Below are 19,276 nucleotides of genomic sequence, written 5' to 3' on the forward strand. Positions count from 1 at the left end.
ATGGTATAATATAGGCAATTATTAATGAAGATTGGGGTAAAAACATGGAAAATAACGAAACACAAGAAATAAGTCTATTAGAAATATGGAATAGACTATGGAAAAATAAATATTTAATTATTATCTTAACATTAGCAATCACTATTATTGGCGTTGGAACACTGTATTTTTTAAATAAAGATACCGGAGTAGCAACTTCATCACTAGAATTCAAATTTTTAAATATTGAACAAGCACAGTATCCTGATAAAACACCATTTAATTTTAGAGATATCATCAGTAAAGAAAGTTTAGAGAAAGCTAAATATTCAGATGATGAATTTAAAGATTTAGATGTAGATGCATTATCAAAAGATGAACGTACTAGTATCGCTAGAAATGAAGTTCTAAACAAACAAAATGAAGTTATACAAGTTCTTTATGAAATTAAATTACCTGTTAAGTATTTTAAAAATAACAAAGAATTAGTAAAAGATTATATTATTGCTTTAAGCAACCAAGTTATTAAAAGAGCATCAGATGCTAATAATAGTTTAAAAGTAGTTAACAACTTAGACTCACAAATTATTGAAAATGCAGATTATCTCGATATGATTGATTTGATTAAAAGTCAATATAGTGTTCTAACTAATAATTACGCAAGTTTCGAGGCAAAATTTGGAGATGTTGTGATGAATGGTTCAAACATAGCGGAATTACAAGCAGAATTAATAAATTGGTATACAATAACAGTTAAAATTGATGATTTAAAAACAAGATTAATTGATGGAAGATATAGCAAGGATCCAGAATATAAAAAAACTGAATTGAAAAGAGTTAATTTTGAAATTGCACAACTCCAAGCTGAAAGAAAACTATTATCTGAAATGGTTAAAGAGTCTGGTTTGACAGAATCAGAAGCAATAGGAAGAGAAATAGTAGAACTTAAAAATGCTATTGTTTATTTAGAAATGTTAAAAGAATATTATAACGATGAAGATAAACCAGCTGTAGCAGGTCAAACGGACTTTGATAGAGAAATTACATCTTATATTGAACAATTAGAAAAATACACACTTGAGTATGATCAATTCAACAAATCTGTTCTTGATATTAATACAAGTGTTTATTATACAATGGGTACTAAGATACTTACAGTTAAGAAACAATACAATATGGTATTAATGTCAATTGTTGTTCTTTTCCTAGGTGGTGCAGTGAGTGTTGGGGCTGCTTTAGTTAAAGAAGCTGTATTAAATAAAAAAGAAAACTAAAAATAAATTTTAAAAAGGGTTCTAGTTTAAAAACTAGAACTTTTTTAATTTTTATAGAGGAAAAATATAATCTTTATAGGTTAAGAGTAACTTTTATATAAGGTTGTTAATATATAATGTAAATTTCTTTTTTTTTACAAACCGGACACATGTCTTGTAATGTGAAAAAATTGCGTAAATATTGCATGAAAACGTTTGACTTTATAAAAAATATTCACTATAATCATCTTAAAGATAGAACAAGACGAATAAAGGTTTAAGACACCTTTCTTACACCATAAGACAATATCTTATAAATATCTAAATTTTAGGAGGAGTAATGAAAGGGTTAATCAAAATATCGTCTTTTTTTGTTGGTGTTTTGGCGATAGCTGGTATCGTTTTTTGGATCATCAGTTCACAAAATAAAACAAAAGAATATACTGTACGATTCGAGTCAGAAAAAGTTTTAGTTGAAAGTAAAAAAGTTAAAAAAGGTGAAAAACTAGAGGAGCCAACAAAACCTAATAGAACAGGTTATGATTTTGATGGCTGGTGGAAAGAACCTACATATATAAGTGAGTGGAAATTTACTATTGATACTGTAGAAAGTGATATAACGCTCTATGCGAAATGGGAACCAACGGTTAACGAAACTGTAACAATTACTTTCAATACCGACGGTGCTCCTGAAATAGCACCATTAATTATTGACAAAGGGACTAAAGCAGAATTGCCAACCCCTAAAAAAGAAGGATACACATTTACAGGTTGGCATATTGGAAATGTTAGATTTGATTCTACTAAACCAGTTGATAATAACATTACATTAACTGCAAAATGGGAAGTAATCACTCCAGAAACTAAATCATATAAAGTAGTATTTAACTATGATAATAATACTCCTAACTTAGAAGTAGAAATTTTAGAAAATGGAATCATCACAAAACCAGCAAATCCAACAAAAGAAGGATATGTTTTTTCAGCTTGGTATGTAGATAATACAGAATACAATTTTAATAGCCCAGTAACAAAGGATATTACAGTTACTGCAAGATGGATTAAAGAACATACGGTAACTTTCACTGTTGATGGAACAACTTACAATACTGTTAAAGTAACTGATAATAATAAAGTTCTAGTGCCAACCAATAATCCAGTTAAAGAAGGATTTATATTCAAAGAATGGCACAACAGTAATGGAGAACTATTTAATTTTGAAAGTACTATAACAGAAGATACTGAAATAGTTGCGTATTTTGAAGAAAAAGAAGCTAATGCTAATTACTATACTGTTACATTTAATTCAAATAGTGGGCAATCTGTTGCTAGTCAAGAATTAAAAGAAGATCAATTAGTTAAAGAACCAGGTAAACTTACAAAAGAAGGGTATAATTTCTTAGGATGGTTCCTAGGAGAAACTAAATACAGTTTTGATACTCCTATTAAAAGCAATTTAGAATTAGTAGCAAAATGGGAAATACATACATTTAAAGTGGCTATTGATTATGATTATGATGGGTTAACTGAAAATAAAACAGTAGACTGGAATACAAAAATTCAATTAGACAATCCTACTAGAGAAAGTCATGATTTTGTTGAATGGCAATTAGATGGACAAACTTTTGATAAAGAAACATTAATAACAAAAGATATTGCTCTAAAAGCTATATGGAAAATAAAGACATATGAAGTAACCATAAACCCAAATAACGGTAGTGATGTTACTACACAAACAATTAATTGGGGAGAAAGACCACAATTATTGGGAAAAGAAGATTTAAGTAAAGAAGGATATGTTTTTTATGCATGGTATGCTGGAAGTATAAGAGATAATGAAAATTTATTAGTTAAACAAAATCTTGAATTCAAACTAAAGTGGGCAAAAGCTGCAGCAACAGCTGAAGGATTAAAAGATGCATTAACTAAAATTGAAGCTGATGTTCCAATTTTAATTACTGCACCAATTACACTTACAGAACCATTACAACTTCCTGCAGGTGCACTTTTAGATGGTGGAGGACAAACAATTTCGTTTGCTCCAATACAAGAACCAGTAAGATTCAGATCTAATGCAATGCTATTAAATGCAGTAAGAATGAATACTAAAACCGGATTAGTCATTGAAAATAGTGATAGTCAATTAGTTCATACTAAAATTGCAGGAGCAACCGGTTTTGGTATTACAGTTAAAAATGCTGAAAATGTTTTAATTGAAGATGTTGAAATCTTAGATTCTGAACAAGGAGCTATTTTAATTACGGGTTCAACAGTTACAATTAAAGATGTAACGATGACTAATAATTTTAAAAATATTATTGTAGAAGAAGGAAATAAGAACCCAAGAGTAACGACTCAAGGATCTTTAATAACTAATAACACTCAAGCATTGATTATTATTGAACAAGAAGTTGAAAATATAGAAAATTGGTTTGATACTAACCTAGTAGCTATAAGAATGGAAAATGAGACTAGAGTTCAACTAGTAGAAGAGCTTAATGAAACCTTAGGACAAGCATATACATTTAGAAATGGTATCAACACTATTGTAAAAGATTATAAAACATTGATTGATAATGTAACTATAGATAACATTACGTTATTAGATGACATTAATTTAACAGAACAAATCATCATTAGAAGAGCACTAACTTTAGATGGTAATAACAAAACAGTGACACTAGATAATAGAAGTGGCTGGGATGCACAATATCTAATACAAGTTTATAATGCTACAGATGTAGTTATTAAAAACATCAGATTACAAGGTGGAGATGCTGGATTATTAGTTAATGCCTCTGAAGTAAAAGTTGAAAACATTACTTTAGATAACCATGAATTTGGTGGCATTGAAGTATCTAAAGGAGAAAAACCAACTCATACCCCTGCTTTAGAAGTGAATGGATTAACACATACAAATATTAATGAAACCTTACCAATTATTTGGATAGATAATTTATCTACAATTGGTGACTATTCAGTAATAGTTGATGGATTAAAAGAATACAAACATCCTAAAAAAGATCAACAATGGTATGTATTGGAAAGTTACGATACAGAAGCACCAGAGTTAGAAACAAATACTATAGTAAACCAAGATGGTAAAATAATCATCACAATTAAAGCTAATGATGAAAATCTACATTCATTAGAAATAGATCACAATTTTGAAGGAATCTTACCAGAATTCACAGTATACGCAAGTGAATCAAATCCTTATGGAACAGATGCCCTTAGAAATGAATTTGAAAAACAAGGTGTAGAAGTAGTATTTGAATCAGGTAAATGGACAATCATAATTGATGGAAGTTCATATGAAAAACTAATAAAAAATGCGAATTCAGAATTTATTGTACATTTTGTAATAGCTGATAAGAATGGAAATAAATTTGGATCAATGAGCCCAACTACAAATGAAAATACAATAAAAGTTTCATTATCTGAAGTTGGGGTAGAAACTGAAGAAGAATTAAGATTAGCAATAACAAATCCAAATATTACTGCAATTAATTTAGTAAATGATATTGAATTAAAAACGAGCTTAGTAGTAACAAGACCAGTAGTAATTAATGGTAATGGAAATGTCCTAAGCTTACCAACAAACACTGAATGGGTTAAAGGAAGCTATGTAATTCAAGCATTTAAAACGACAGGTGTAGTTATTAAAAATATTACATTAGCTGGGGGAAATGCAGGATTACTAGTAAATGGATCAGAAGTAACCGTAGAAAATGTTAAAGTTACTAATAATAGTTTTGGTGGAATAGAAGTATCTAAAGGTAAAAATGTAGAATCGACACCAATCTTAACTGTAAATGGATTAACATATGTAACAACTAATAACTTACCAGTAATCTGGGTAGATCAAGTATCAACAATAGATGAATATGAAGTAAATGTTGAAGAACTTTCATCATACAAACCAGTAGGAAAAGATCAAGTATGGTATGTAGAAGCATCAAGAGTACCAATGACTGTTAAAGAAAATATTGAAGCAGCACTTGATTATAAATATGAAGGATATCAATATACAGGAACATTTAAGTTAAATGGAACTGAAATACTAGCAACTTATGCTGGAATAGTAGAATCTAAATCAGTTATGAATGATTTAGCAAGATACTTAGGAGCATTATATAGAGTTGATGGAAGCATAGTAAAAGAAATTACATTTAATGGTATTAAATATACATGGAATAATGAAGGAAAATTAAGTGGAAGTAACTGGATGAACGGTGAAACAACTTTAGTATCAGCAGTTACAACCCAATTCTTAGTAAATCCAACTCAACTAAGTTATGATTTTATTTTAAGTGATGGAGAAAATACAGAAACGTTAACATTAACAATTGATGAAGCAACGAGAGTTAGTGTTGAAGTCAAAGATGAACTAGGGTTAAGAATAGCTTTAGGAAACTTTAGAGTAGCAGAAATAATCTTAACAAAAGGATTTGAATTATCACAAAGCCTAGTAGTAACAAGACCAGTAGTAATTAATGGTAATGGAAATGTCCTAAGCTTACCAACAAACACTGAATGGGTTAAAGGAAGCTATGTAATTCAAGCATTTAAAACGACAGGTGTAGTTATTAAAAATATTACATTAGCTGGAGGAAATGCAGGGTTACTAGTTAACGGATCAGAAGTAACAGTAGAAAATGTTGAAGTTACAAATAACAGTTTTGGTGGAATTGAAGTATCTAAAGGTAAAAATGTAACATCAACACCAAAATTAACAGTTAATGGATTAACATATGAAACAACTAATAACTTACCAGTAATCTGGGTAGATAAAGTATCATCAATAGGTGCATATGAAGTAATAACAAACCTTGAATCATACGAACCAAACGGAAAAGACCAAGTGTGGTTTGTATCAGAAGGTAAAGGCGCATTAAACTTAGAAGATACAATCGAAGCAGCATATGGATATAAATATGAAAAATATACATATAACGGAAAACTAAATAAAGAAACACTTGAAGTAACATATACATTAAACATGGATGAAAAATATTATGTATTAATGATGAATGACTTTGCAAGATACATGGGAGCATTATATAGAGTTGAAAGAAGTTCAGTAAAAGGAATAATCTATGATGGAGTAACATATACATGGAACGAATCAAGAGGATTAAAAGGAAGTAACTGGATGAATGGAGATAAGACATTAGTAGAAGTCTTAGTAGCTAAATATAAAGAAAACCCAACAAAAGAAATAACAGTAAGTCTAATAGGAAAAGAAACAAAAGAAATAACATTTAAACTAGATATAGTAGCAAACGTAAGTGATGAAACAGGTTTAAGATTAGCAGTAAAAAATCCAGGAGTAAGAGAAATAATCTTAACAAAAGGATTTGAATTAAAAGCAAGCCTAGTATTAGAAAGACCAATAGTAATTAACGGTAATGGAAATACATTAAGTCGCCCAATAAGAACTGATTGGGTAGAAAGAAACTATGTAATTCAAGCATATAACACAACGGGTGTAGTCATTAAAAATATTACATTAGCTGGAGGAAATGCAGGATTACTAGTAAACGGATCAGAAGTAACCGTAGAAAATGTTAAAGTTACTAATAATAGTTTTGGTGGAATTGAAGTATCTAAGGGAGAAAATGTAACATCAACACCAAAATTAACAGTTAATGGATTAACATATGTAACAACTAATAACTTACCAGTAATCTGGGTAGATAAATTAGCTAAAGGTGAATACGAAGTAAGAGTTGATGGATTGAAAGAATATAATCATCCAACAAAAAATCAAGTATGGTATGTAGTAGAAAATTACGATACAGAAGCACCAGAGTTAGAAACAAAAACTATGGTAAATGAAAATGGAACAATCGTAATAACAATTAAAGCTAATGATGAAAATCTACATTCACTAGAAATAGATCACAATTTTGAAAAATTAGGACTACCAGAATTCACAGTATACGCAAGTGAATCAAATCCTTATGGAACAGATGCCCTTAGAAATCAATTTGAAAGTTATGGAGTAACGGTAATATTCAAAGATGGACAATGGACAATCACTCTAGATGGTGCAGCATATAAGACACTAATAACAAAAGAGCCAAAAGAATTTGTTGTATATTTCGTTATAGCTGATAAGAATGGAAATAAATTTGGATCAATGAGCCCAACTACAAATGAAAATACAATAAGAGTTTCATTATCTGAAGTTGGAGTAGAAAACGAAGAAGAATTAAGATTAGCAATAACAAATACAAAAGTAAAAGTAATTAATATTTTAAATGATATTAAATTAGAAACAAGTTTAGTCTTAGAAAGACCAGTAGTAATTAATGGTAATGAAAATACATTGAGTTTACCAATAAACACTAAATGGGTAGAAAGAAACTATGTAATTCAAGCATATAACACAACAGGTGTAGTCATTAAAAATATTACATTAGCTGGAGGAAATGCAGGATTACTAGTAAATGGATCAGAAGTAACCGTAGAAAATGTTGAAGTTACAAATAACAGTTTTGGCGGAATTGAAGTATCTAAAGGTAAAAATGTAACATCAACACCAAAATTAACAGTTAATGGATTAACATATGTAACAACTAATAACTTACCAGTAATCTGGGTAGATAAAGTATCATCAATAGATGAATATGAAGTAAACGCTGAAGAACTTTCATCATATAAACCAGTAGGAAAAGATCAAGTATGGTATGTAGAAGCATCAAGAGTACCAATGACTGTTGAAGAAAACATCCAAAAAGCATTTGAATATAAATATGCAGATTACACATATAAACTGACTACAGCATTAGTAGGAGATGCATATGTAATAAACTCTAGCAGACTGGTAGAATCTAAATTTTTGATGAATGATTTAGCAAGATACTTAGGAGCACTATATAGAGTTGATGGAAGTGTAGTAAGAGAAATTACATTTAATGGTATTAAATATACATGGAATAATGAAGGGGAATTAAGTGGAAGTAACTGGATGAACGGTGAAACAACTTTAGTATCAGCAGTTACAACCCAATTCTTAGTAAATCCAAATCAATTAAGTTATGCATTTAATTTAAGTGATGGTGAGAACACAAAAGAACTTGTATTTATGATTTCTAAAGAAATACAATTGAGTGCAGACGTATCAAGTGAATCAGAACTAAGGATTGCAGTAGCAAACCCAGCTGTTAAAGCAATCAATTTAACAAATGGATTTAATCTTACTGAAACATCGACAACAGTAAAATCAGGACTAGTAATTTCAAGACCATTAACATTAAATGGAAATGGTCACACATTAACAATGGATAATAAAACTGAGTGGCAAGGAAACTACATTATCCAAGTTATAAAAACTGAAGGTGTTATCTTAAATAACATTAAATTTGATGGCGGAGATGCAGCAATTCTAGTGAATGGAGCAGTTGTTGAAGTTAAAGATATTGTTTTAGGAAACCATGAATTTGGTGGAATAGAAGTGTCAACTGGTAAAACATCTGGTTTATTAACTCCAAGACTAACAGTTAACGGATTAATAACTTCAAAATTAGCACCAACATTATCAGCAGTTTGGACAGAAGGAACACACTCAGAGTGGGTAACTTACTTAGGTTCAGAACAAACAATATTTATTAAACCAAATGGAGAAAAACAAACTTGGTTTGGACCAAAAGCATATATGTTTGAAACAGTAAATGTAACAACACAAGAAGAATTGAGATCAGCTTTAGAAAAACCAGAAGTTAAAGTGATTAATTTAGTAAATAATATTGAGTTATCAGAAGGTTTCTATCAAAAGACTAAAGCAGGTTTATTAATAAATAGAGCAGTGACAATCAATGGTAACGGAAAAGAATTATCAATGATAAGTGATGATGGATGGCAAGCAAACTACATACTACACATTTATAATGCAAGTGGAGTGATATTAGAAAATATTAAGTTTAACGGTGGAGATGCAGCAATTCTATTAAATGGATCAGAAACTGAACTTAAAAATATTACTTTAGGAAGTTATGAATTTGGTGGTATTGAAGTTAAAAATTTAGCTAATAAAGTATCAGAATTATCAATGAATCAAGTTTCATATGGATCAAAAGAATTACCAGTAGTATGGTTTGATGGTATAACTACTGAAATAGTGTTTGAAGGATTAACTAAGATTCAATTAGTTGCGGCAAATGGTAAAGATCAAGTATGGTTTGTATCTAATGATTTTGTTCAAACTACAGCTTATGTAAGAAATGAAGTAGAGCTAAGATCATCAGTATTAAATAAAAATATAAAAACAATCATTTTAGTAAAAGATATAGAGTTAACAAACGCAATAGAAATTAATCAAAGAAATGATTTAGTTTTAAATGGCTCAGGGAAAACTCTTATCCTACCTGAAATAACAGAGTTTAAGAGTTTTTATCTAATAAAGTTATACTTATCAGAAGTTGAAATCAAAAATATTAAATTATTTGGTGGAGATGCAGGTATCTTAGTTAATGGATCTAAAGCGACTGTTGAAAATATTGAATTTTTAAATCATAGATTAGCAGGGATAGATTTATCTAAAGGTAAAGGCGTAACCATTAACCCAAGTTTACAAATTAAAGGTGCATTGAAACATAATCTTACTATTCAACCAGTTATATTGGTAGATGATGCTTCAATAAATTACCATCTTGAAGCTGACCTAGAAGCATATGGATTAAAACAAAATATATTAGGTTTAAAGATATTCTATGTTTCTGAAACAATTTCAGAAGAAATTATTAACTATTTGATAGTAGCACAAGCTTATAAATACGATGATTATGAATATCTAGGGAAATTTAAAACAGGATATAATAAAGCAATCTTAGAGATCAAAGAAGAACTAGTAAGGGATGCATATAAGGATTTAGCAAGATTATTAGGAGCTTTATATAGAGTTTCAAAAGAAAAAATAACTAAAATAGTATTTAATAATTTAGAGTATACTTGGAATGAAAAACTCGATAGAAAAGGTAGCAATTTTGAGTTAAATGGAGTAAGTTTGGTTAGCGTATTGTCTAATTACATTTTAAATGATGAAGGACAAAAAGCTCAAATAACTATTCATACTATGGATGCAAGCCTAGATATTAATATCCAAATGAGTGTTGTAAAATAGTATTATTTAAAATCATGTAATAATCAAAAGAATATTCAATTTGATAATTTAAACTTTAAGAAATTTGAAGTAAAAAGGAAAGGCTTGATCCCGATATTCAATCGGGGTTAGGCCTTTTAATTTACTTTGATAACATTTCTCATTATAAAAATCTATGTATCTTTTGATTTCATTTATTTCTATAGTCATTGAAAATAAAGAGATATTTTAAGGTTAACCTTATAATTTTAATTAAAGTTGTTGACAACACACACTTTTTAATGCTATACTAAAAACATAATTAAGGTAAGCCTTAAAAAGGAGAGAAACAGATGAAGAAAATAATAACACTCATAATTACACTAGTTTCTACTTTGATTTTATTTGGTTGTCAAGGTAGATCAGGTTATACATATGTAGAAGGAAAAGTAAATATAGTAGCAACCACTACAATGTTAGGGGATTTAGCTAGACAAATAGGACAAGATAAAGTATCAGTAGTTAACTTAATGCCAGTAGGAGTAGACCCTCACCTTTACCAAGCTAAAGCTAGTGATACTAATGCTTTAAGAAAGTCAGATTTTATTCTATATAATGGATTACATTTAGAAGGTAAAATGGTAGATATCTTAGATGGATTTAAAGGAAAGAAAACATATGTTAATGTAGGTGAAGAACTTGAAAAAGCAAATGCTCCCTTATTAGAATGGGATGGTGGAGATGATAAAGATCCACATGTTTGGTTTGATGTTGAAAATTGGATAGTTGCTGCTAAGGCATTAGGTAGAGAACTTGCTTTACATGATAAAACAAATGAAGCATTCTACAAAGAAAGCACAGAGGCTTACATACTTAAATTAAGTGAACTGCATACTTGGATTAAACAAAGAGTTTCTGAGTTAAAAGAAGAACAAAGAGTGCTTGCTACTGCACATGATGCCTTTGCATACTTTGCTAGAGCATATGGATTTGAAGTAGAGTCTATTCAAGGAATTTCAACAGACTCAGAAGCCTCAACTGCAGATATAACAAGATTAGTAGATACTGTTATAAACAAAAATATTAAAGCAGTTTTTATTGAAAGTTCAGTCCCAAGAAAAACAATTGATTCAGTTATTAGTGCAGCTAAAAGTAGAGGTCACCAACTAGTAATTGGCGGAGAATTATACTCAGATTCACTTGGCGATGGCGCTGATTCAGAATATATTCAGGCTGTAAAAACGAATGTTAATATTATCGTAGATGCACTTAAATAGAAAGAAGTGGTTAAATTGGTTAAAGAATATATTAAAGTAGAAGATGTTACAGTATCATATGATTTAAGACCTGTATTATGGGATATAGACCTTAAGATTCCACAAGGAGTCTTAATGGCTATAGTAGGACCAAATGGGGCGGGTAAATCAACATTAATAAAGACAATGCTAAAGCTATTAAAGCCTGTTTCAGGGACAATTACCTTTGATGGTAAACCGTATAAAGAGGTTCAAAAACAGATTGCTTATGTTCCTCAAAGAGGATCTGTAGACTGGGATTTTCCAACCAATGTATTAGATGTTGTTCTTATGGGGCGATATGGACATGCAGGATGGTTTAAAAAAATAAGTAAAGAGGATAAAAATAAAGCTTTATTAGCACTAGAAAAAGTAGGAATGGAAAATTATAAAGATAGACAAATATCAGAATTATCTGGGGGACAACAACAAAGAGTCTTTCTAGCAAGAGCTTTAGTTCAAGATGCGGATATTTACTTTATGGATGAACCATTCCAAGGGGTAGATATAAAAACAGAACGTGCAATTGTTGCTTTACTAAAAGAATTAAAAAAAGAAAATAAAACAGTTATCGTTGTGCATCATGACCTAGAGACAGTAAAAGAGTACTTTGACTGGGTAACAATGATTAATATGAAAGTCATTGCCTCAGGAAAAGTAGCAGAAGTATTTACTGATGAAAACATTAAAAACACCTATCAAAATAATCAACTAACAGATATCAAGGAAAAACATCATGTTTGATTTTATTACTAACTATACTGTTAGAACCGTTTTAATTGGCGCTGTTTTACTTGGTATTGTTAGTGGTGTTTTAGGTGTTTTTACACTTCTAAGAAAACAGGCTTTAATTGGAGATGCCATTTCTCATGCTACACTACCTGGTGTCGTACTAGCATTTATATTTACTAAACAAACCTCGCTAGAAATACTTTTATTAGGTGCAGCTTTCGCCTCAGTTATTTCTATGGGCCTCATTGCTCTTATTAAAAAATATAGTAAGGTGAAATACGATGCATCTTTGGCATTAATCTTATCTTCATTCTTTGGTTTTGGACAATTATTATTATCAATTATAAGAGATACGGCAGGTCAAGATCAAGCTAAATTAAGTAAATTTATTTTTGGACAAGCAGCAACAATGTCCACCCAAGATATTTATATACTTATGGGAGTGTTGATTATTGTATTAGTTGTTATTGTTGTTTTTTGGAGACACTTGAAACTTTATATATTTAATCAAGAATATTACCAAAGTTTAGGTTTTAAAGGATATCTCATTAATATCTTAATTTCAATGATGACTATCTTAGTAATTGTTTCAGGTATTCAAACAGTAGGAGTTATTTTAATGAGCTCATTATTGATTGCCCCTGGGGTTGCCGCTTCACAATGGAGTGATAAACTTAAAATACAAGTATTATTAGCAGGACTTTTTGGAGCGATTGCTTCCTTTATTGGAGTTTTAGTTAGTACAAATATGGCAACTGGGCCATCTATTGTAGTCGTTGCCAGTATAATTGTTATATTGTCTTTATTAATTGCCCCTAAAAAAGGTATTTTATGGAAAGAATATAAGATGCATCAACATAAAAAGCAAATTAATCAATATAAAGAATTGATTCATATTTATGAAGAAAAAGAAATAAATGAAGATAAAAAGAATGGGTTAACCCTTTTTATAGAAGAAGGATACCTAGATTATCATGAAGGGAAGTATAGCTTAACTCCTAAGGGTAAACAAAAAGTATTAGCTTTACTAACAGGTGAACTATAATGGAAATATCTGTATTATTTATCGCAATATTAACTTCAATTTCATGTTCTATTCTAGGGGTATTTCTAGTCTTAAGAAAAATGTCTATGATGATTGATGCCATTTCTCATACTGTTTTATTAGGAATAGTCATTGCCTTTATGTTTGTAGCAGATCTCTCATCACCGCTCTTAGTGGTAGGTGCTACTTTGATGGGTTTGGTTACTGTCTTTTTAACAGAGTTTCTAGTTAAAACTAAAAGAACAACAGAAGATGCAGCAACCGGCGTTATTTTCCCACTCTTATTTAGTTTAGCGATTATCATTATTTCAAAAAGCTATGGTGGTGTACATTTGGATGTGGATGCTGTTTTATTAGGAAAACTAGAATTGGCATCATTTGATCAATTAGTAGTCAATGGTGTTGAAATAGGACCTAAGTTACTTTACTTAATGGGTGGTATGCTAGTTATTAATTTAGTTGTTACAAAACTATTCTTCAAAGAATTTAAAATAGTGAGTTTTGATTCAGCACTTGCAGCTACATTAGGGTTTGCCCCATGGATTATTAACTATTTATTGATGACACTTGTCTCTTTAACTGCTGTATCTGCATTTAATGCAGTCGGAACAGTATTAGTGATTGCACTTATGATAGGGCCAGCTATTACAGCTCTTTTAGTAACCAAAAATCTTTCTAAAACTATCTTACTTTCTGTTGGAATAGGTATATTTGATAGTGTTATTGGATACGTTTTAGCAATTTATTATGATGTAAGTATTGCAGGGATGATTTCAACAGTGATTCTTGTTGTCTTTTTACTAGTCTTAGTTTTTGAACCTAAAAAAGGAATTCTTACAACAGTTATTAGAAGAAAAATTCAAAAAAATGAATTTGCTGTAACAACCCTACTAATGCACATTAGAAACCATACATTAAGCCAAGAAGCATCGGTAGAAACAAATGTTCATGAAATATATAAAGAGTTAAATTGGAATAAAGAATATTATAATAAATGCTTAAACAGAGCCTTTAATAAGCAATATATCACTAAAGAAAGTGATTTATTAAGGTTGACTGAAATAGGTGATGCATATTTGAAACTTAAAAGTAAGGATTTTGTTAGATGAAGCAACGCGTTTATATACGCGTTTTTTCTTTTTAAGCATAAAACATCATAAATATTAAAATTTAATATGTTATAATAATTTATAAAGAAGGTGAAGTCATGTATAGAGCTGAAGAAGATTATTTAAAACTAATCTATGAACTATCAGTTGAACAAAACAAACCACTCATTAAAAATAATGAGATAGCAGAGGCTTTTGGATATACGGATCAAAGCGTTAATGAAATGGTTAAGAAATTAGTTAATAAAAAACTGGTTAAATTTGAACCATATAAAGGTGTTTCATTAACAGAAAAAGGAAACGAAGAAGCTATCCGTATGATACGTGCACACAGAATATGGGAAGTTTTTTTAACTAAAGAACTTAAAATATCATGGCAAGATGTTCATGAAGATGCAGAAAAATTAGAACATGCATCTAGTGAAGCATTAATAGAAAAATTATACAAATATCTAGGTAATCCAGAGTACTGTCAACATGGCAATCCTATTCCTGATATTAATGGAAATATTAAAGAAATAGCAACCCTAACTTTAGCAGAAACAAATGAAGGTGACACTTTTATGATTAAAAGAGTTTTAGATCATAAAGAACTATTAAAGTATTTAGATGAAAGAGGTATCCATTTAGAAATGGAACTCAAGGTTGTTAAAAAAGATAGTTTCAATGGATATTTAAAAGTTGAAGTAGATGGGAAAGTTTTACCAATTACAGAAAGAGTTTCTCATATGCTTTTTGGCATTAAACACCAGTAGGTGTTTTTTATTGTTTAAGGAATAAAAAAGGTAACTTAATCTAAAGTATGTTAAAATATATATGAAATTAAAAAAGTGTAGAAAGAGGATTTAAAATGAAAATACATTTAATTGGTTTAGGCAAAATGGGAAGTAATTTAGCATTGAACCTAAAAGATCATGGACATGAAGTGATTGGATATGATCCATCTGAACAAGTTAGAAAAACAATATCAGAAACAGGAATCGTAGTTAAAAATTCTATTGATGAATTATTAAAAAATACAAATAAAGATAGAACAATTGTCTGGTTACTTGTGCCTAATCAATATGTAGATGATGTGATTAATCAAGTAAAACCTTACTTAAAACCAAATGATATTATCGTTGATGGTGGAAACTCTAACTTTAATTTAAGTCTTAAACGCTATGAATCACTTTTACTAGAACAAATTGACTTTGTAGATGTAGGAACCTCAGGTGGGACCTTTGGTGCTAGAAATGGTGCATGCTTAATGATCGGTGGCACAAAAGAAAATTTTGAATATTTAGAAAAAGTATATAAAGATATATCAGTTCCTAATGGCTATGGTTATATGGGAAGTCCTGCTTCAGGACACTTCACTAAGATGGTTCATAACGGTATTGAGTATGGCATGATGCAAGCTATAGGTGAAGGTTTTGATTTATTAGAAAATTCTAATTTTAAAAACTTAGACTATAAAAAAATTGCTCAAGTATGGAATAATGGTTCTATCATTGAATCAGCACTTATTGGATATATAGAAAGTGCTTTTGATAAAGATAGTCACCTAGATGAAATTGAAGGAAGAATTGATGATTCTGGTGAAGGTATGTGGATGATAGAAGAAGCATTAAAAGCTAAAGTCTCCTTACCAGTCATTACCCAATCCCTATTTTCTCGATATAAATCTAAAGATGAAGACAAATTTGGTGAAAAAGTGGTTGCGGCTATGAGAAAGGAATTCGGCGGACACGCTGTTTACAAAAAGAAATGAAAACTAAGAAGTTAATCATTACAATTTTTGGTTCAACAGGAGATTTAACAGCTAGAAAACTTCTACCTGCAATTACAAATTTAACAAAAAATAAAGAAATATCAAAAGATGTTTTAATACTTGCCTTAGGAAGAAGAGAGTATACAAAAAAAGATTATCTAGACTATATGCAAACTTTAACAAGTAGTAAACTAGACAGAGATTTCTTAGAAGATCACTTAGAATATTTTAAGATGCAAATCACTGAATTAAATGATTATCACAGTTTAAAAAATAAGATTAATGAATATAGTGATAGAAACACTCAAAATTTATTTTATTTAGCAATCGGACCAGAATTATTAGAAAATGTTTCTAAAAATATTTTTGAAAGTAAACTAGTTGAAAAACTTAGCGATCGTATTATTTTTGAAAAGCCTTTTGGACACAACTATGATAGTGCTAAAGAAATCAATCAAATGCTATGGCAATATTTTAAAGAGCAACAAATTTATAGAATAGATCATTATCTTGGAAAAGAAATGGTAAGAAATATTGTTAACTTAAGATTCGGCAATAAAATTTTTGAGCATATTTGGAATAAAGACAACATTGCAAGTATTACAGTTCTTGCCAAAGAAGAAGAAGGCATCTTAAATAGAGCGGGTTACTATGATACTGCAGGAGCCCTTAAAGATATGGTTCAAAGCCATTTATTACAAGTACTTTCTTTAATTGTGATGGATACACCATTAGAAAATACAAGTGAAGCAATTAAAGATAAAAAACTAGAAGTATTAAATCATTTAGAATTCGATTCTAAACTCTCTTTTTTAGGACAATATGAAGGATACTTACAAGAAAAAAATATACCAGCAACATCTCAAACTGATACATTTGTATTTTTAAAAGCTGAACTTCACAGTAAATTATTTGAAAATGTTCCTTTATATCTTTTAACAGGAAAAAAGCTAGATGAAAAAAAATCACAAATTATTATTGAATTTAGATCAGTTTCTAATCAACTTAATTTAGAAAAAGAAACAAATAAACTCTATATTGATATTTCACCAAATGAAGGGGTTAGATTCAACTTAAATCATAAAGTATTTGGACTAAATGATGAGAGTGCTACTTCTGATATGAAATATAGTATTAAAGATAATTTAAAAGATGAACTACCAGAAGCATATGAAAAAATGATTTTAGATGCCATAAACGGAAATAATCAATTATATGTTCGCTGGGATGAAATTGAACAGTCTTGGCGCTTAATTGATCAACTGGTGAATCAAGAACTAGACTTTATTCGTTATAAGACATTTGATGAGCTTAAAGAAAGAATTAAAAAAACAGAAAAAATTGATTTATAATTAATTTAAAGTATAGTACTTAATCAAGTATTTTAGTTTTTAAAACTAAGAAAAAGGATTAGGTACTTTTTATTTATCCATAAAAATTCACATATTTTAATTATATGGTCAAAACTTCTCTAACTAAATAGGGCTAAAACGTGCTATAATAATAAAGAATATATTTTATTAGGAGGCACAATGGAAAATTATATAAAAATTTATAATGATACTAAAAATAAGATAAGAGCTTATAAATATGCACTATGGTTGATTTCATGGGATCAAGAAACAGAAAGCCCTAAAAAAGCAATTGATTATATGAGCGAACAAGTATCAATATTATCAGAAGAACTTTATAATGTTGAATCAAGCATAGACTATATAAATGCAGTAACTAAGTTATTTGAAAATAAAGAAAAATTAGATGAAATTTTAGCATTAGAAATCAAAAAAGTTTACAAGAGTTTAGATATTGTTAAGAAAGTTCCAAAAGAAGAATTATTAGAATATCAAAAATTACAAAGCAAGAGCGCAACTATTTGGGCTCATGCAAAAGAAAATGATGATTTTGAATATTTCTTACCAACCTTAGAAAAAATTATTGAGTTTAATAGAAAATTAACTAAATATCTTGAAACTGATGAACTTAAAGGTTATGATGTTTTACTAGATATGTATGAAGAAGGAATGGGAGTTAAAGAGTATGATTATTTCTTTGATGAACTTAAAGAAAACTTAGTCCCATTTGTTTTAAATGCAACACAAAAGAAAACTAAAGTAAGTAAAAAGCTAACTAAAGGTAAATTTGATGCGATTAGACAAAAAGAATTCTCAGAATATATTACTAAAGTATTCGCATTTGATTTAGAAAAAGGTGTTTTAAAAGAAAGTATTCACCCATTTACATCTAATGTTACAAGTACAGATGTTAGAATCACCACAGCATATAAAGAAAATTTATTAGAATCAAGCGTTTTTTCAACTATTCATGAAATTGGACATGCTATTTACGAACAACAAGTAGACCCTAAATTTGATGGAACAGTTTTAGGTGCTGGTGCAAGCATGGGGATTCATGAATCACAATCTAGAATGTATGAAAACATGATTGCAAGATCATATGCCTTTTGGGAGTTACATTACCCTAAATTGCAATCCATCTTTAAAAAAGAACTAAAAGGGGTATCCTTACTAGAATTCTATCAATATGTAAATATTGCTAAACGTTCTTTAATTAGAACAGAAGCAGATGAATTAACTTATCCATTACATATTATGGTTAGATATGAATTAGAAAAACAATTGATTAACGGTAAATTAAAAGTAAAAGATTTACCTAAAAAATGGCGTCAATATATGTCAGAATATGTTGGGGTTAGACCTAAAAACGATGCAGAAGGTGTTTTACAAGACATTCACTGGTCACAAGGTTCAATTGGGTATTTTCCAACATATGCATTGGGTTCAGCTTATGCAGCACAAATTTATCATGCGATGAATAGTGAAATTAATGTTGAAAGTGCTATTGAAAACAATAATATTACATTGATTAATCAATGGTTAAAAACACATATTCACCAATATGGAGCAAGTAAAACTCCAAAAGAACTTATGTTGTTAGCAACGCAAGATAAGTTTGATCCTAAATACTACATAGAATATTTAAAACGTAAATTTTCTTATTAAGAGGT

The 19,276-nt window shown here is 29.4% G+C and carries 11 protein-coding genes; 10 read left to right on the forward strand and 1 reads right to left on the reverse strand.

The window, feature by feature from the left end; genetic code table 11:
* Positions 1-44 precede the first annotated feature (44 nt).
* Together BN854_RS02845 and BN854_RS02850 are read left to right on the forward strand one after the other, a co-directional pair.
* A complete protein-coding gene (locus BN854_RS02845) occupies positions 45-1,253 on the forward strand; it encodes a Wzz/FepE/Etk N-terminal domain-containing protein (RefSeq protein ID WP_026657745.1) in 1,209 nt (402 codons plus the stop codon).
* Positions 1,254-1,572: 319 nt separating this feature from the next.
* Positions 1,573-10,359 carry an InlB B-repeat-containing protein gene (locus tag BN854_RS02850; RefSeq protein ID WP_026657753.1) on the forward strand — a complete coding sequence of 2,929 codons (8,787 nt, stop codon included), beginning with the start codon at positions 1,573-1,575 and terminating at the stop codon, positions 10,357-10,359.
* Positions 10,360-10,407: 48 nt separating this feature from the next.
* Here the strand turns inward: BN854_RS02850 and BN854_RS08095 are convergent, their stop codons facing one another.
* Positions 10,408-10,548, reverse strand: a complete 141-nt coding sequence (locus tag BN854_RS08095) for an IS3 family transposase (RefSeq protein ID WP_084600795.1) — start codon at positions 10,546-10,548, stop codon at positions 10,408-10,410.
* Between the two features lie 122 nt (positions 10,549-10,670).
* On the opposite strand from BN854_RS08095, the gene BN854_RS02855 reads away from it, so the two are divergent.
* From BN854_RS02855 to BN854_RS02890, 8 genes are all read left to right on the forward strand, one after another.
* The gene (locus BN854_RS02855) at positions 10,671-11,594 is read left to right on the forward strand and encodes a metal ABC transporter solute-binding protein, Zn/Mn family (protein WP_026657759.1); all 924 of its coding nucleotides are present in this window, start codon (positions 10,671-10,673) and stop codon (positions 11,592-11,594) included.
* A gap of 15 nt (positions 11,595-11,609) precedes the next feature.
* Positions 11,610-12,356 (forward strand): metal ABC transporter ATP-binding protein, encoded by a 747-nt coding sequence (locus tag BN854_RS02860; RefSeq protein ID WP_026657766.1) that lies wholly within the window; start codon positions 11,610-11,612, stop codon positions 12,354-12,356.
* A complete protein-coding gene (locus BN854_RS02865) occupies positions 12,349-13,389 on the forward strand; it encodes a metal ABC transporter permease (RefSeq protein ID WP_026657773.1) in 1,041 nt (346 codons plus the stop codon). The genes BN854_RS02860 and BN854_RS02865 overlap by 8 nt, the downstream gene beginning before the upstream one ends.
* On the forward strand, positions 13,389-14,498 hold the full coding sequence (locus tag BN854_RS02870; protein ID WP_026657777.1) for a metal ABC transporter permease: 1,110 nt from the start codon (positions 13,389-13,391) through the stop codon (positions 14,496-14,498). The genes BN854_RS02865 and BN854_RS02870 overlap by 1 nt, the downstream gene beginning before the upstream one ends.
* 98 nt (positions 14,499-14,596) lie before the next feature.
* A complete protein-coding gene (locus tag BN854_RS02875) occupies positions 14,597-15,253 on the forward strand; it encodes a metal-dependent transcriptional regulator (RefSeq protein ID WP_026657785.1) in 657 nt (218 codons plus the stop codon).
* Positions 15,254-15,348: 95 nt separating this feature from the next.
* Positions 15,349-16,251, forward strand: a complete 903-nt coding sequence (gnd, locus tag BN854_RS02880; RefSeq protein ID WP_026657794.1) for a phosphogluconate dehydrogenase (NAD(+)-dependent, decarboxylating) — start codon at positions 15,349-15,351, stop codon at positions 16,249-16,251.
* The gene (gene zwf, locus BN854_RS02885) at positions 16,248-17,603 is read left to right on the forward strand and encodes a glucose-6-phosphate dehydrogenase (RefSeq protein WP_026657800.1); all 1,356 of its coding nucleotides are present in this window, start codon (positions 16,248-16,250) and stop codon (positions 17,601-17,603) included. The genes gnd and zwf overlap by 4 nt, the downstream gene beginning before the upstream one ends.
* A 180-nt stretch (positions 17,604-17,783) precedes the next feature.
* A complete protein-coding gene (locus BN854_RS02890) occupies positions 17,784-19,271 on the forward strand; it encodes a carboxypeptidase M32 (RefSeq protein ID WP_026657808.1) in 1,488 nt (495 codons plus the stop codon).
* Positions 19,272-19,276 lie beyond the last annotated feature (5 nt).

This window comes from Alteracholeplasma palmae J233, from assembly GCF_000968055.1.
In the GTDB taxonomy this organism is placed as follows: Bacteria; Bacillota_I; Bacilli_A; order Acholeplasmatales; family Acholeplasmataceae; genus Alteracholeplasma; species Alteracholeplasma palmae.

Bases quoted from the DNA above. Each gene is read 5' to 3' on its own strand.
- BN854_RS02855 (WP_026657759.1), top strand. From the start codon at position 10,671: ATGAAGAAAATAATAACACTCATAATTACACTAGTTTCTACTTTGATT.
- zwf (WP_026657800.1), top strand. From the start codon at position 16,248: ATGAAAACTAAGAAGTTAATCATTACAATTTTTGGTTCAACAGGAGAT.
- BN854_RS02850 (WP_026657753.1), top strand. From the start codon at position 1,573: ATGAAAGGGTTAATCAAAATATCGTCTTTTTTTGTTGGTGTTTTGGCG.
- BN854_RS08095 (WP_084600795.1), bottom strand. From the start codon at position 10,548: ATGACTATAGAAATAAATGAAATCAAAAGATACATAGATTTTTATAAT.
- BN854_RS02845 (WP_026657745.1), top strand. From the start codon at position 45: ATGGAAAATAACGAAACACAAGAAATAAGTCTATTAGAAATATGGAAT.
- BN854_RS02865 (WP_026657773.1), top strand. From the start codon at position 12,349: ATGTTTGATTTTATTACTAACTATACTGTTAGAACCGTTTTAATTGGC.
- BN854_RS02875 (WP_026657785.1), top strand. From the start codon at position 14,597: ATGTATAGAGCTGAAGAAGATTATTTAAAACTAATCTATGAACTATCA.
- BN854_RS02890 (WP_026657808.1), top strand. From the start codon at position 17,784: ATGGAAAATTATATAAAAATTTATAATGATACTAAAAATAAGATAAGA.
- BN854_RS02870 (WP_026657777.1), top strand. From the start codon at position 13,389: ATGGAAATATCTGTATTATTTATCGCAATATTAACTTCAATTTCATGT.
- gnd (WP_026657794.1), top strand. From the start codon at position 15,349: ATGAAAATACATTTAATTGGTTTAGGCAAAATGGGAAGTAATTTAGCA.